We start from the raw sequence: 14,204 nt of genomic DNA, 5'->3' as shown, positions 1-14,204 counted from the left end.
TTCTCCGTTAGAAATCGAGTTAAGACCAACAGGCTAAAATTTTTAACCTACGACAAAAGTCTAATAAGAATTTCTGACGGTGCCTAGCCATATTTAGCAAATTTTTAAGAGTATTTTTATCTATGATGATAGCTTTACCATATAAAATTTAGCCGATTTATTGCTAAAAAATATCAGTCTTCAATCCCCCTTCTTATTCCGATTTGAAATATATGCACAATTCAGATCAAAGCTCACTTAAATGCTCTTGACTCATAGGACAAACAAGCAGAAATTACACCTTTTTTAAATCACCGTATCACCGACTATGTTGAAAAAGTTTATTGGCGAATCCGCATTTAAATTGGCGGGCTGGAAATACCACGTAGAACCTGATGTTTTAGAAAATAAACAAGTGATCGTCGGCTTTGAACACACCTCAATGATGGATGCTGTTCTTTCATTGGCCCTTTGCCAAATTTACGACATTAAAATTCACACGCTGATAAAAAAAGAACTCTTTAAAGGTCCATTTAAACCTGTTCTTGAAGCGATTGGCGGTATTCCTGTAGACCGTAAAGCCAATAAAGACATCGTGACTCAAATGGTTGAGCATTTTGAAGCCAATGAAAAATTTAATTTAGTCATTGCTCCAGAAGCGACACGAGCAGAACGTGGTGAAGCACGAAAACCGATTCGCACAGGCTTTTGGTATATCGCTAAAGCTGCAGGTGTGCCAATTGTATTAATGTATGCCAACTCAAAAACCAAACAAGGCGGTATTTTCGGTAAGATTTACCCAACTGACCTCGATCACGATTTAGCTTTAATTAAGCAGCTCTATAAAGATAAAGTAGGTTTAGACATCGTGATCCCAGAACCTAAAAATAAAGACTAAGTGCCATTCACGTTTTTTTAAGATATACGTACTTAAAGATATAAATGTATCGTGCTCCATGCATTGTACATTTATATCTTCCTTTTATAACAAGATCACCTCGCTCCTTTCAGCCCAATTCTCATCATAAGAAAAATTACAGTACGAGCGTTTAGACATTTCGCATTATTTTCTCAAATTTGGATATTTTTTTTTCAACTACTCAATTCCTGAAATCCAGTACTTTCACACAAAAAAGCCATTATGGTAGAATTTGCTCAATTTGATAGGCATAAGGCCAATCTACAAGGAGCATATTTCGCATGGCGGGTCATTCCAAGTGGGCTAATACTAAGCATCGTAAAGCAAAACAAGATGCGAGCCGCGCTAAAGTATTCACAAAATTTATCCGTGAAATCGTGACAGCTGCACGTTTAGGCGGCGGTGATGTAGCGTCTAACCCACGTTTACGTGCTGTTGTTGAAAAAGCATTAGTTGCAAACATGACACGTGACACCATTAACCGTGCGATCCAACGTGGTGTGGGCGGTGAAGAAAATACCGATCTAAAAGAAGTAACCTACGAAGGATATGGCGTTGGTGGTGTTGCGGTCATCATTGAAACAATGACGGATAACTTGAACCGTACTGTTCCTGACGTTCGTCATTGCTTCTCGAAAACTGATGGTAATTTAGGTACTGCAGGTTCAGTAGCTTATATGTTTACCAAACGTGGTGAGATTACTTTTGAAGATGTTTCTTTAGAAGATCAAATCATGGACGTCGCTTTAGAAGCGGGTGCTGAAGACATCGAAGTGGACGAAGAAGAAATTCTAGTTATCACCACACCTGAAACTTTCGGTGAGGTTCAGGATGCACTTGCAGCAGCAGGTTTAAAATCTGATAACGCCGAAGTGGTCATGAACCCTTCAACTAAAGCGTTAATTTCAGATATCGAACAAGCGAAAAAAATCATCAAAATGATTGATATGTTTGAAGATCTTGACGACGTTCAAAACGTGTATACCAACGTTGAATTCACCGATGAAGTGATGGCTGAGTTAGAAGCTCTATAGTTCAATCGAGTGAAGTATAAAACGCACCCTTCGGTGCGTTTTTTATTGCCTAGCTTTCAACTGTTTGAGTTTATATATGAGGGCTGCATTTAAACCTTATTTAATAAGCCATTACAGTTAAAAACATTATATTGTTTAATTACAAAGCTCGAATGTAATGCAACTACGTGTTCAATTTTACCAATGCGCTTGAGTAAAATTTCACTATAGTTTTCCATATCCCGTGCAACGACTTCCACAATAAAATCGGCAGACTGCCCTGTCACCAAAAATGCATTAATGACTTCTGGAATACTTTCTAATGCTTCTAAAAATTTAGCAAAAGTATCTGTATCATGTTTGCTTAAGGACACCTGTAGCAGCACATGCAAACTAAAGCCCAATTTTTGATAATTAATTTCACGTTTCAGACCACTGATAATATTGTGATCAATCAATTGTTTGATCCGACGATGAACTGAACTGACCGATAAATTCACCCGCTCTGACAGTTCATTTAAATTGACATCTTCATGGGTCAAAATTTCTAAAATTTGTTTATCAAAACGGTCTAGTTCCATCAGTCTACTCCAGCCATTTTTGAAAACAGTGCTGATGATCCTGATTCATCAAACACCTGTTGTCATTTTCAATGTTATTTTAAGTTTTAAAATCAGCATTTATGTGCAAGTTTTCTCATGTATAGCATGATTTATTAAAAATAATAAAGCTCATATGCATTATGAACATAATAATTTGCATATATATCGTGTTTAAATGAATGTTTTTTCATCACGGTTTGATTTTTTATATTACCAAGTAAGTATTAAGTGGCTTAAAAAAAGCGCGCCATTAGGCGCGCTTTTTTTAAGCAGTATGACGCAAAGTTTTATATAAAGGGCTTATACACCACGCCAATCTACCCGTGCATTCCGTTCTGTTTGGTATATGCGTTGTACATATTGACCTAAAGGCAAATCGCTCAAATAGGCTTTATAAGCTTTGAACTCTTCTGACAAGGTTTCGCCATGCTCTTTTTCCCACGGCGTTCCGACAACCTCTAATAACGGCGCTAACATTGAACACACCGCAATATCGGCTAAACCTAATCGGTCGCCCACAAAATAACGCCCACCTTGTTCAATCAGACGTTGATTTAAATCAACCACAATTTCATCCAGTCGCTCACGTGAAGCCGCAACCTTATCTGTATCTAATTGATAACCCTTAGAAACCAGTGCCTTTATAATCGGTTTTGAATATTTTTCAAACTGACGTAAATAGCCTTTTTCACCAATTAAAATATCAAGTGATTCTTCACTTTCATTTAATACATGTGCCAACCCCCAACGGCGCACATGTTGGCCTAACTCAATGGAGAGTTCATTAATTTCTAAAGCGTCTTCACGCAGTTTGACATCTGGACGGATCAGACTATGTTCGGGGTAGGTCGCATCCAAGTAAAAGGCGATTTGAGTTGAATCTGCAACCCAATGATCTTGATCACGTAAAATCGGTAATTTGTTTTGCCCTGTTTTAAGCTGTGCAAATGCACGATGCACACCCGGCATTAAATTATGAGCCACATAATCCAACTCTTTGTGATCGAGTAACCAGCGCGCCTTTTCACAAAAATGTGAGAGTGGAAACTGGTAGAGAGTTCGCATAAATGCTCCAAGTTTTTGTTGTAACTGTGGTTTATAAAACCCAGTAATTTTATAGGGATACTTTAGTCACTGTGTTATTGAAACACAATGTCATTTTTGCACCTATTCTGCATCCGTAGTGCAACTTAAGCTTTATTCAGACGTGAATTCATCTCGATCTCAGCGCGATTCAATAAGATATACATTCTCCTGCCCATATCACCTGACTTTATTATGGCTTTCATGTAAAATCATCCACAATTTTTTTATAATACTTTGTGAGTTATTTCATGGGTTTTAACTGTGGTATTGTCGGCCTGCCGAACGTTGGTAAATCAACGCTTTTCAACGCATTAACCAAAGCTGCGATTGCTGCTGAAAACTTCCCATTCTGTACAATTGAGCCAAATACTGGGATCGTACCTGTACCTGACCCACGTATGGATAAACTTGCTGAAATTGTAAACCCACAACGTGTTGTCCCAACCACGATGGAATTTGTGGATATCGCAGGTCTTGTTGCTGGTGCATCTAAAGGTGAAGGGCTTGGTAACCAATTCTTAGCTAACATTCGTGAAACGGATGCTATTGCACATGTTGTACGTTGTTTTGAAGACGAGAATGTCATTCACGTAAATGGCAAAATTGATCCACTTGACGATATCGCAACAATCAACACTGAACTTGCACTTGCTGACTTAGAAGCTGTTTCTAAAGCAATTACACGTCTAGCAAAATCTGCAAAAGGTGGCGATAAAGAAGCGATTGCGACCAAAGCTGTTTTAGACAAAATCTTACCTTTACTGGATGAAGGTAAACCTGCGCGTGCAGCTGACCTTGATGAAGATGAACGTAAATTGGTGCGTGGTTATGGCTTCTTAACCCTTAAACCAACCATGTATATTGCCAACGTTGCAGAAGATGGTTTCGAAAATAACCCTCACTTAGAAGCAGTGCAAAAATTAGCTGCTGAAGAAAATGCAATTGTGGTTCCCCTTTGCAACCAAATCGAAGCAGAAATTTCATTACTTGAAGATGAAGATCGTGCTGAATTCCTTGAAGCTTTAGGCATGGAAGAACCTGGTCTAAACGTAGTTATTCGTGCAGGTTATGGCTTACTTGGTCTTCAAACATACTTCACAGCTGGTGTACAAGAAGTTCGTGCTTGGACAGTAAAAATTGGTGCAACTGCACCTCAAGCTGCAGGTGTGATTCACACTGACTTCGAAAAAGGCTTTATTCGTGCTGAATGTGTTGCCTACAACGACTTCGTTCAATACAATGGTGAAGCTGGCGCTAAAGAAGCAGGTAAATGGCGTTTAGAAGGTAAAACATACATCGTTCAAGATGGCGATGTTTTACACTTCCGTTTTAACGTATAAAACAGCACCCATAAGAAGCCAGCAATTTGCTGGCTTCTTTAATTTTAGGCAAATGATGAAGCCAAAAAATAAGCATATTTAAAAACTTAAAACCTGCTTAAAAACAAAATTATATCGACACGAATACATGATTTGGTTGCTGAGTCACCACAGTGCAACGACTTAAATCTCTACCGTTCTGCTATAAATTTACTCATAGGCACTAATGCCTATTTTCATAGAACAATAGCAATGAAAAAAATCAGCACAATTCTAACAGCAGGTATCTTTACAATGCTTAGTGCAACTGCGTTTGCATGTCCACAAGGCACCACACTTACAGGTGGTACAGGTGCAAACCATAAAGGTGGTACTTGTGTTTCCATTGCTAAAGATGCAAAACATCAGGAACGTACTGCTACACATGCAGCACAAGCTGCGCAGCATGATGCAAAAGTCGCTCGACACGATGCAAAACAAGCCAGCCAATTGGCTCAGAGCAAAGTGAAACATAATCAAAAATTAGCAAAACATGATGCAGCTCAAGCACAGCATCTTGCAACACAAGCAAAATCAGAAGCTAAAACTTCAGCCCATGCTGCCAAAGCTGCAAATACTGACGCAAAAGCAAAAATCGCTGCACAAAAGGTCGCAGCGGAACAACATAAAGTTGCTGTGAAATCCTAAACAGTTGAGAATCAACACATCGCAAAAAAAGCCGGAATTATCCGGCTTTTTTATTCAACTCATTTATGGTTGAGCAATATGTAATGCTTTTGCATCCATCTCTGCACGCTGTCTTCTTGCTTCTGTCAACATGCGTTGTTCAAGCTCTTTACGAAAGCCGAGTAGAAACACAAATTCTGCTAGGACAAATAAAGGCCCTATTGCCAAGCCAATGACATCATCCATAAACGCAGGCTTTTTCTTTTCATAATAATGACCGATAAACTGGATGATCCAACCCACTACAAAGATCCCCACACTCCAGATCAACCATGACATAAGGCTCATTTTTGCGATCATTAAGGCTAAGGGATATGTGATTGCAAACACCAAAAGCATAATCAAACCGAAAATTTTATCTAAACTCAGATAATAAATGACACTGGCAATAATCAACAACAATGCAAGGGTCAGTTCAAAACCTGAAATCATCAGCCCTGCTCGTGCGGTTAGACACATAATCGAAAATACAATAAGCGGAATACCCACAAAATGCGTCAGCACATTTTTTCGATCTAAATGATATGCTGCATATTGGCTTAACAGTCTTTCAAGTTTGCTCATTAACTTACTCCTTGTTCATTCACTCATTTCACTATATAAAAAATGCATCAATAAAGTTGTCATCTAATAGACAAGTTGGACCATAAAATAAGGATATGCTGTGCTGGACGCTCAATATGTGCATCAACTCAATAAAAATGTGTGGTATTCAGGCTTAAATATTTCCTTCCAAGACTTTATCTACCACCATGCCCTGACCTTAACTTTCGAAAAAGACGCACGTGTTTTTTTATCAGGACAGCGTTTTAATGGTATGTATGCGGTCTTAGAAGGCGCAGTTCGCTTAGGCTATATTGATATTCATGGCAAAGAAGCGATTGCCGCCATTGCTGAGCCGATTATGTGGTTTGGCGAAATATCCTTGGTTGACCAATTACCACGTTCTCACGATGCCATCTGCACCAAAAAGTCCACCTTATTACACTTACCGGCTCAAGCAATTCAGCAATTATTACAACGACACCCTGAGTTTTGGTTTCATATTGCCCAGCTCACCAGTCAAAAACTTCGCTATGCCTTTATGGAACTCATAGCCTTACAAACGCAAAGTTTAAGTCAACGTCTCGCACAGCGTCTGCTGTTTATTTTAAATGGATATGGAAATCATTTGGAAATTGAGCAACACACCATACATATCTCGCAGGAACAACTCGCGCAACTGATGAATTGCTCAAGACAATCAGTCAATCAGGAGCTTCAGCAGTTGGAAAAAATGCAGGTGCTTCGTGTAGCGTTTAAACAAATTGAAATTTTAGATCTAGCGCAGTTACATCAGATTGCTCATGCACTTCCTGTGCATGATGTCTGACATTTGTGATTTAAATAAGTGCATTTAATTGCACCAGAATGATTCTTTATAATTATTTTGCTTTTATTTGTGGCACTTCGCTTTATCGAATTTTGATCAAGACAATAATTGGCAAACATTTACACTGTCAAAACCATTTGTACATGCTGCAACTTCTTGAGTTGATGCTTCTGATTTGTCTTCAGTCGCTGCTTGTACATTGACTGCTGTAGTCAAAACAGCCAAAACCGATAACATCATTAATGTTTTTTTCATCTTAATCACCTATTCAACGTCTTTAATTTAATTTACATACTTCATCTTTTACGCAGTTATTTTTACATATTTTATCAAATACTGATAATTTTAATTTTTTATCACATTATCTATACTTCGTATTATTAATATTTTAAAAATATTAATTAAAGGAAAGGACAGACGACTGGCGTTCTAAAATGGAGTATTTTTTATCACTGAATCTTTATAAAAAATAATTATGTACTTAATAATCAATGCTTTTTATCTATTTGACTTCAAAAAACAACCATACAATTTGGAATTTAGCTCAATACCAAGACAGCAGTCTGATTTAATTTTTATATGAAATAGCGATACTTTGAGGAGGATTTTCCAATCCTCTCTTATAGATTTATTCTTGTTTTTTGATATTTTCCAAAAAAAAAGCAGTGAATCTTCACTGCTTTGATCGGGTTAAACGCCTACTTTTTTCGGATCGGTATTTCCGAGTTCAGGGTTTTCAATCGCACCTTTGCATTGATTTTTATCACGCTCATAATCAGCTTGCTTCTGTGCAACAGTCGAACTCTGATCAATACTTTCACGTGCCCAAATTTCCAGACTTGTCAAAGCCTTACGACACAGTGCATATTTGCCTTCCGTAACAGAATCGGTCATTTTGACATTGATACGCCATTCGGTACTCAATTTACGCGCTGGAACACGGACTTTCTCTTCCATCTGATCGACTTGCTTTGCATAAACAATCGGATCAACTTCATTGATAAATGCCCAAGCTTTGGCAGCATACTCCGTTGCATCATTGGTTAATTTTGGTGCTGCTTTAATTTCGACTTGAGCTTGTTCAGCTCCATCATTACCACAGGCCTGCAACAACACCGTGCTGCTCAATAATGAAACAATCAGTATCCCACGCATCTTTAACCTCTGCATATCCGGCTCATTTCAGCAAACATATTCGGCAATATGCTAGTGAATTCGAGTACAATACTCAATCATCATTTGACCTGTTGTTCAACTCTTTCAAAGGTGTGTCGTGTCTGAGCACAAACTTCCTACAGTTCAGCCTGCGGGTTTTTGGCAAGGTGCTAAAGATAGTCAAGCCATTATCTTTACCTATCTTCCTGTTTCTTTTGCATTTGGGGTTTCTGCGACTCAATTTGGTTTTACTGCGTGGGAAGCCTTATTTTTATCATGCTCCATGTATGCAGGTGCCAGTCAGTTTCTCGTCGTTGCTTTACTTGGAAGTGGAACATCTATTTGGATGACTGCACTCACTGTGATTGCTCTCGATATACGCCATTTGCTCTACGGTCCTGCTTTACAAAACCTGATTCAAGATCGACTTAACTTAAAGAAAACTGCGGTGTGGGCTTGGGGTTTAACCGACGAAGTTTTCGCATCAGGCATGATCAAACTGTCGCAACGTCGTCAAGAATGGTCAGAATCTTGGATGTTAGGACTCAGCTTATTTAGTTGGCTGTCTTGGGCAACAGGCTCATTTTTAGGCGGTTTATTTGCCGATCAAGTCAGCAACCTTCCACAATTTTTACAAGCCGCACTCGACTTCCTACTGCCTGCATTGTTTTTAAGCTTTTTACTCGCAGCATTTGAGAAAAAACATACATTTGTGGTCACGGTTACAATTATTGTTTCTGCGATTGCCTGCTACTTTATCGACTTGTCTGCTGCGATTTTTATCGGTATTTCTTCTGGTATTTTTGCCGGTTTATTCAAACATTATGTCTTAAAGAAACCTGATCCTGAACATATGGGTGAAGCATCATGAATCTAGAAATTATCTTGGTTGGGATCTTGGTCGGAATTGCGAATTTTGCATCACGGTTTGGGCCATTTTTTGTAATTCAGAAATTTCAGCAAGGTTCACAGCAGCGTGGTTCTTTATGGCTTAAAATCGCTTTGGGCTCGATTGGCATTGCCGCAATTAGTTCAATGTTGGTGGTTGCAACCTTACCGCCGTTGCTTGAAACCCCAAATAAAAGCTTTGCCATGTTGGTTGGATTTGCTGTGCTTGCAGGCTTGTATTTCAAGTTTAAGAAAATTGTACCAGCCACGCTCACTGCAGCACTGACTTACGGCTTAGTCTATACCTATATACCTTTTCATCTCTAAAGCTGAGTCAGCGACAATCCAAATAAAACATCAAGCACAAGCTTCATTAGCCTGTGCTTTTTAATTAGCAGTATTTATGAGATAGTCAACGCATAACATAAAAAATCTAGCGAAAACCAATAGATGGCAAAGTACCATTTTATTCAAGGCAAAATTTATATTCATTCCAGACAACCATCTGAATTAAGCTGGGGACTGCAAAAGCCCATCGAAAGTATATATTTTCAATGCTTCATTCAAAGCCAGCTGTTCAGTGGTAATTTCTGCGCTGTACATTGCCAACCTGCAGATCTGATCCGCGCCATTTATATAGAGAAAAATCAGCAACAAAAGATTGTGGGCTTATATAACTGCACACAGCAGATTCTGCACTTACATCCACGTCGCCTGATGTTTTCACACATATCGATGCCCCGCCTGTTCAACAATTTTCTGCAGCTATCCGGTTTTTTATTGATTTTTCTATTGTGCATTTTCAGCCTCAGTTCATGGCTCAATTCATCATTTCACCTTCTGTCGGTGGCTACAGACGCGCTTCATTTCACTGCCGTTTTAGTTGGAATGATATTTATTTTATGCATATGCGTCGCACCACTGCTCGGATTGCTGTACTGGCCCAATTTCCGCCAAACATCTATACAGCTTTGTGCGCTTCAATGTGCAAATTTGGATATTGAGCCATTCCCTGCATCTGTAAAAAATGCAGGTATATTTAAAGTGAATTTAAATAAAAAACAACTAAATACCACTTTTTAAAGATTTTCACAGGTAAATAATTACACGAACGCATACCCATAAAGATATAAAAAAAATTGTTGGACAATATCATTTATTTATGTGAACACTCGCTTATCTCTCGAACAAGTTCTGCTATGCTTAAATTCCCATAAAATCAAGCATGGATGATTACATGAGCGTCACTATTGGTACTCCACTTCAGTCTTCAGCGTATAAAGTCTTACTGTTAGGTTCTGGTGAACTCGGTAAAGAAGTTGTGATTTCATTGCAACGTTTGGGTGTAGAAGTTCATGCTGCCGATCGTTATGACCATGCTCCTGCCATGCAAGTTGCACATTTTTCTCATACTTTAAATATGGCAGATCCTGATGCACTTAAAGCCTTAATTTCTCAAGTTAAGCCTCATTTGATTGTCCCTGAAATTGAAGCCATTGCGACTCAAGTTTTGGTCGAGATTGAAGAACAAAAGATTGCCACTGTCATTCCTTCTGCAAAAGCTGTAAACCTGACAATGAATCGTGAAGGGATTCGCCGTCTAGCTGCCGAAGAGCTTGGACTCCCGACTTCAGCCTACCGATTTGCCAACACACTTGAAGCGTTCCGTGCTGCATGCGATGACATTGGCTATCCAAACTTTGTTAAGCCTGTCATGTCGTCTTCGGGTAAAGGACAGTCACGTGTAAAAAGCTTTGATGAAGTCGATGCTGCTTGGGAATATGCACAAACAGGTGGACGTGTAAATCAAGGTACAGTGATCGTGGAATCACAAATTGACTTTGACTTTGAAATCACTCTGCTGACTGTTCGTGCAAAAAATGCAGAAACAGGTGAAATTGAAACATCATTCTGCGACCCGATTGGCCACCGCCAAGACGCTGGCGACTATGTAGAAAGTTGGCAGCCACAACTCATGACTGCTCTTGCTTTAGAAGAAGCCAAGCGTATTGCCAATAAAGTAACCATTGCATTAGGTGGATGTGGCATTTTTGGGGTGGAACTGTTTGTCAAAGGCGATAAAGTATGGTTTAGTGAGGTATCACCTCGTCCACACGATACAGGCCTTGTCACTCTTGCATCGCAATTCCAAAGCGAATTCGAACTGCATGCACGTGCCATTCTTGGTCTGCCTGTGAATACTGCTCGACACAGTACTGCTGCGAGCGCAGTCATCTATGCAGGCGTGGATGATACCAATTTATCATTTACTGGCTTAAATCTTGCTTTGGCTAATCCAGACACCGATTTACGCCTCTTTGGTAAACCAGAAGGCTTTAAACGTCGCCGTATGGGCGTAGCAACAGCACGTGCTGAAACCACAGATCATGCGCGTGAACTTGCTCAACATGCTGCACAACAAGTCAGTGTTCAACAAAACTAAGTTTGTAACACCTTAACGGACCACTGTTCATGATCAATACGCTTCCTCTGCTGAATTACATTAAAAGTAACCACGACATTCAGGCGATTAACCAATGGCGCTCAGATGTTGAAAATCAGCTACAGGAATGCTTTGAAAATGGACAGTCGATTCGTGATGTGATTTTGGCTCGATCGAATCTAATCGATGAAGCCTTAAAGTTCTTATGGACACATGCTGAACTCGACCAAACCGATCTCGGTTTGTTTGCTGTAGGTGGCTATGGTCGCCGTGAAATGCTGCCATACTCCGACGTCGATATCATGATTTTGTCTGAAGATGAAATCAGCCCAGAACAAGAAAAACTCATCTCCAGCTTTATTTCAACACTTTGGGATGTTGGTAATTTCAAACCGGGCATCAGTGTACGTACTATTAACGATTGTGTTGCTCAAGCCACCAATGATTTAACCGTGGCAACAGCGCTGATCGAAGCACGTTTGATTGTGGGCAATGAACACCTAGCCAAATGGCCACGCCGTATCGTGTCACAGACATGGACGGATAAAACCTTCTATGATGCCAAAATGCAAGAGCAAGCCAAACGCTATGCTCAACATAACAATACCGAAAGCAACTTAGAACCCGATATTAAAAATGCGCCCGGTGGTATCCGCGACATCAACCAAATCGGTTGGATTGCAAAGCGTCATTTCCGTGTCAATCGCATCTATGACCTTGTACATCTAGGTTTTATTTCAGAGTTTGAACTTGGCGTTCTTGAAGAAACAGAAAGCTTTCTTTGGGAAATCCGTCATCATTTACATCGCTTAACCAAGCGCGACGAAAACCGATTATTGTTTGATTATCAACGTGACATTGCCGCTAAATTTGGCTATCAACGTGAAGAAGGTAAATCACCGAATTATCCAATCGAACAGTTCATGAAACGTTACTACCGTAGCGCTCAGCAAGTGACGACGTTAAATGAAATGCTCTTGGCTTATTTTAATGAATCGGTCATCACACCGCGCTTGCCTGACTATGAACGTAAAATTGAAGAGATCAATGCTAACTTCAAATTAGTCGATGGCAAATTAGCGGTACAGCATCATAAAATTTTCTCTGAAAATCCAAGTGCTATTCTAGAAATTTTCTACCTCTTGGCGAATCGTCCAGAAATTGAAGGGATTCGTGCCCGAACTTTACGTCTATTGTCACTTGCAGCAAAACGTATTGATCAGAACTTCCGTGACAATCCTGCACATCAAGCCTTATTTATGGCGATCATTCGCTCACCCTACCGTTTATACGACACCATGGTGGCGATGAAACGTTATGGCGTGCTCGGCAACTATATTCCTGCCTTTGGGCAAATCATGGGACTCATGCAATATGACTTGTTCCATATTTACACTGTCGATGCCCATACCCTATTACTACTACGTAATTTAAACCGTTTTAAAGAGCCTGAATTTGCTAAGGACTTCCCTGTCGTTAGCTCCGTATTCCAACGACTGGCGCGCCGTGACATTGTTTATTTAGCGGCAATTTTCCATGATATCGCCAAGGGTCGCGGCGGTGACCACAGTGAACTTGGTGCAGCAGATGCAATTAAATTCTGCCGTACCCATGGGTTTACTGAACGTGAATGCAACCTTGTCGCATGGTTGATTCAAAACCATCTATTGATGTCCGTTACTTCTCAGAAAAAAGACATTTCCGATCCAGATGTGGTGAAAGAATTTGCTGAGAAAATGGGCGATATGGAGCATCTCGACTATCTCTACACCTTGACAGTTGCTGATATCAACGCAACCAATCCGACACTTTGGAATACATGGCGTGCATCCCTCATGCGCCAACTGTATACACAAGCGCGTGATGTGATTCGTTCTGGTTTGGGTCGTCCTGTAGATTATCCAATGCTGATCGAAGACACTAAATTTGCGGCCAGTGAACTATTAGTCAACGATTTTTCGCTCTACGATGTAGAAACTGTTTGGCAAGAACTCGGTGATGAATATTTCCTGAAAGAATCTGCCGATGAAATCGCATGGCATACGCGCGCCATTTTAAAACATGGCAATAATGCAGAACCATTGGTGATGATGCGAGCACATCGCAAATTTGCACAAGATGCGGTACAGATCTTTATTTACACTCAAGATCAACCTAACTTGTTTGCGACCACAGTGGCTATTTTGGACAGAATGAATCTAGATGTTCAGGATGCTCGAATTATCACTGCATCCACTGCATTTAGTTTGGACACTTATGTTGTACTTGACCGTTTTGGCACTTTATTAACAGATCCTGAACGTGAGCAAACTGTTATTGAAGCACTCAAACAAGCCTTGAGCCAATCTGACAAGTATCCAGGCCTGATGCAACGTCGTATCCCACGTCAACTGCGTCATTTTGATATTGAAAATACCGTGAGTATTTCTTTCAATGAAGCACTTCAACAAAATATGGTTGAAATTGCGACACTTGACCATCCGGGCTTACTTGCTAAAGTTGGTGGTTTATTTATGATGCAAGGTCTAGATATTCACTCTGCGAAAATTGCAACGCTCGGTGAACGTGCTGAAGATATTTTCTATGTCACTAAAAAAGATGGCTCACCTATGAGTGATTCAGAAGCGGAAACGTTTGCTGCACAGTTAAAGTCAGCACTCGATGAAGCATCGAATCAGGTTTGTAGTCATCATTAACTTAAA

At 39.9% G+C, this 14,204-nt stretch carries 15 protein-coding genes; 10 read left to right on the top strand and 5 right to left on the bottom strand.

Features of this window, described 5'->3' with window-relative positions; translation table 11 throughout:
* The first annotated feature begins 307 nt into the window (after positions 1-307).
* On the top strand, positions 308-877 hold the full coding sequence (locus tag FTT76_RS05610) for a 1-acyl-sn-glycerol-3-phosphate acyltransferase (RefSeq protein WP_078189041.1): 570 nt from the start codon (positions 308-310) through the stop codon (positions 875-877).
* 302 nt (positions 878-1,179) lie between these two features.
* Positions 1,180-1,932: a YebC/PmpR family DNA-binding transcriptional regulator gene (locus FTT76_RS05605; RefSeq protein ID WP_111886000.1), complete on the top strand. Its 753-nt coding sequence runs from the start codon at positions 1,180-1,182 to the stop codon at positions 1,930-1,932.
* 89 nt (positions 1,933-2,021) lie between these two features.
* Here FTT76_RS05605 and FTT76_RS05600 read toward each other — a convergent pair whose 3' ends face one another.
* Both FTT76_RS05600 and FTT76_RS05595 read right to left on the bottom strand, forming a co-directional pair.
* Positions 2,022-2,492 carry an Lrp/AsnC family transcriptional regulator gene (locus FTT76_RS05600; protein ID WP_111885999.1) on the bottom strand — a complete coding sequence of 157 codons (471 nt, stop codon included), beginning with the start codon at positions 2,490-2,492 and terminating at the stop codon, positions 2,022-2,024.
* 321 nt (positions 2,493-2,813) lie between these two features.
* Entirely contained in the window at positions 2,814-3,578 is a 765-nt protein-coding gene (locus FTT76_RS05595) for a glutathione S-transferase family protein (RefSeq protein ID WP_168379640.1), read from the bottom strand.
* A 269-nt stretch (positions 3,579-3,847) separates the two neighbouring features.
* Here FTT76_RS05595 and ychF point away from each other — a divergent pair, with 269 nt between their 5' ends.
* Together ychF and FTT76_RS05585 are read left to right on the top strand one after the other, a co-directional pair.
* Positions 3,848-4,939, top strand: a complete 1,092-nt coding sequence (gene ychF, locus FTT76_RS05590; RefSeq protein ID WP_078189045.1) for a redox-regulated ATPase YchF — start codon at positions 3,848-3,850, stop codon at positions 4,937-4,939.
* Between the two features lie 273 nt (positions 4,940-5,212).
* A complete protein-coding gene (locus FTT76_RS05585) occupies positions 5,213-5,605 on the top strand; it encodes a hypothetical protein (RefSeq protein ID WP_373686030.1) in 393 nt (130 codons plus the stop codon).
* 63 nt (positions 5,606-5,668) lie between these two features.
* Here the strand turns inward: FTT76_RS05585 and FTT76_RS05580 are convergent, their stop codons facing one another.
* The gene (locus tag FTT76_RS05580) at positions 5,669-6,208 is read right to left on the bottom strand and encodes a DUF962 domain-containing protein (RefSeq protein ID WP_180190141.1); all 540 of its coding nucleotides are present in this window, start codon (positions 6,206-6,208) and stop codon (positions 5,669-5,671) included.
* Between the two features lie 100 nt (positions 6,209-6,308).
* Here FTT76_RS05580 and FTT76_RS05575 point away from each other — a divergent pair, with 100 nt between their 5' ends.
* The gene (locus FTT76_RS05575) at positions 6,309-7,016 is read left to right on the top strand and encodes a Crp/Fnr family transcriptional regulator (RefSeq protein WP_180190140.1); all 708 of its coding nucleotides are present in this window, start codon (positions 6,309-6,311) and stop codon (positions 7,014-7,016) included.
* A 96-nt stretch (positions 7,017-7,112) separates the two neighbouring features.
* On the opposite strand, the gene FTT76_RS05570 is transcribed toward FTT76_RS05575, so the two are convergent.
* Both FTT76_RS05570 and FTT76_RS05565 read right to left on the bottom strand, forming a co-directional pair.
* The gene (locus FTT76_RS05570) at positions 7,113-7,271 is read right to left on the bottom strand and encodes a hypothetical protein (protein ID WP_180133541.1); all 159 of its coding nucleotides are present in this window, start codon (positions 7,269-7,271) and stop codon (positions 7,113-7,115) included.
* 435 nt (positions 7,272-7,706) lie between these two features.
* Positions 7,707-8,186: a hypothetical protein gene (locus tag FTT76_RS05565; protein WP_078189048.1), complete on the bottom strand. Its 480-nt coding sequence runs from the start codon at positions 8,184-8,186 to the stop codon at positions 7,707-7,709.
* 103 nt (positions 8,187-8,289) lie between these two features.
* On the opposite strand from FTT76_RS05565, the gene FTT76_RS05560 reads away from it, so the two are divergent.
* The 5 genes from FTT76_RS05560 (at position 8,290) to glnD (ending at position 14,198) form a co-directional block, all read left to right on the top strand.
* Positions 8,290-9,042: an AzlC family ABC transporter permease gene (locus tag FTT76_RS05560; RefSeq protein WP_078194362.1), complete on the top strand. Its 753-nt coding sequence runs from the start codon at positions 8,290-8,292 to the stop codon at positions 9,040-9,042.
* On the top strand, positions 9,039-9,386 hold the full coding sequence (ygaH, locus tag FTT76_RS05555) for an L-valine transporter subunit YgaH (protein WP_078189050.1): 348 nt from the start codon (positions 9,039-9,041) through the stop codon (positions 9,384-9,386). The genes FTT76_RS05560 and ygaH overlap by 4 nt, the downstream gene beginning before the upstream one ends.
* Before the next feature lie 123 nt (positions 9,387-9,509).
* On the top strand, positions 9,510-10,142 hold the full coding sequence (locus FTT76_RS05550; RefSeq protein WP_180190139.1) for a hypothetical protein: 633 nt from the start codon (positions 9,510-9,512) through the stop codon (positions 10,140-10,142).
* Positions 10,143-10,296: 154 nt separating this feature from the next.
* Positions 10,297-11,502, top strand: a complete 1,206-nt coding sequence (gene purT, locus FTT76_RS05545; protein WP_180190138.1) for a formate-dependent phosphoribosylglycinamide formyltransferase — start codon at positions 10,297-10,299, stop codon at positions 11,500-11,502.
* A gap of 29 nt (positions 11,503-11,531) precedes the next feature.
* Positions 11,532-14,198, top strand: coding sequence for a [protein-PII] uridylyltransferase (glnD, locus tag FTT76_RS05540; protein ID WP_180009460.1), 2,667 nt, complete (start codon positions 11,532-11,534; stop codon positions 14,196-14,198).
* Positions 14,199-14,204 lie beyond the last annotated feature (6 nt).

The sequence above is a fragment of the Acinetobacter sp. YH01009 genome, from assembly GCF_013420765.1.
GTDB lineage: Bacteria > Pseudomonadota > Gammaproteobacteria > Pseudomonadales > Moraxellaceae > Acinetobacter > Acinetobacter amyesii.
Note: the sequence above shows the minus strand (reverse complement) of the source record. Positions and strands in the feature narration are given on the sequence as shown.

Excerpts from the sequence above, each read along its gene's own strand:
- FTT76_RS05610 (WP_078189041.1), top strand. The coding sequence starts at position 308 with ATGTTGAAAAAGTTTATTGGCGAATCCGCATTTAAATTGGCGGGCTGG.
- FTT76_RS05605 (WP_111886000.1), top strand. The coding sequence starts at position 1,180 with ATGGCGGGTCATTCCAAGTGGGCTAATACTAAGCATCGTAAAGCAAAA.
- ychF (WP_078189045.1), top strand. The coding sequence starts at position 3,848 with ATGGGTTTTAACTGTGGTATTGTCGGCCTGCCGAACGTTGGTAAATCA.
- FTT76_RS05580 (WP_180190141.1), bottom strand. The coding sequence starts at position 6,208 with ATGAGCAAACTTGAAAGACTGTTAAGCCAATATGCAGCATATCATTTA.
- FTT76_RS05585 (WP_373686030.1), top strand. The coding sequence starts at position 5,213 with ATGCTTAGTGCAACTGCGTTTGCATGTCCACAAGGCACCACACTTACA.
- FTT76_RS05570 (WP_180133541.1), bottom strand. The coding sequence starts at position 7,271 with ATGAAAAAAACATTAATGATGTTATCGGTTTTGGCTGTTTTGACTACA.
- ygaH (WP_078189050.1), top strand. The coding sequence starts at position 9,039 with ATGAATCTAGAAATTATCTTGGTTGGGATCTTGGTCGGAATTGCGAAT.
- FTT76_RS05565 (WP_078189048.1), bottom strand. The coding sequence starts at position 8,186 with ATGCAGAGGTTAAAGATGCGTGGGATACTGATTGTTTCATTATTGAGC.
- FTT76_RS05595 (WP_168379640.1), bottom strand. The coding sequence starts at position 3,578 with ATGCGAACTCTCTACCAGTTTCCACTCTCACATTTTTGTGAAAAGGCG.
- FTT76_RS05550 (WP_180190139.1), top strand. The coding sequence starts at position 9,510 with ATGGCAAAGTACCATTTTATTCAAGGCAAAATTTATATTCATTCCAGA.
- glnD (WP_180009460.1), top strand. The coding sequence starts at position 11,532 with ATGATCAATACGCTTCCTCTGCTGAATTACATTAAAAGTAACCACGAC.
- FTT76_RS05600 (WP_111885999.1), bottom strand. The coding sequence starts at position 2,492 with ATGGAACTAGACCGTTTTGATAAACAAATTTTAGAAATTTTGACCCAT.
- purT (WP_180190138.1), top strand. The coding sequence starts at position 10,297 with ATGAGCGTCACTATTGGTACTCCACTTCAGTCTTCAGCGTATAAAGTC.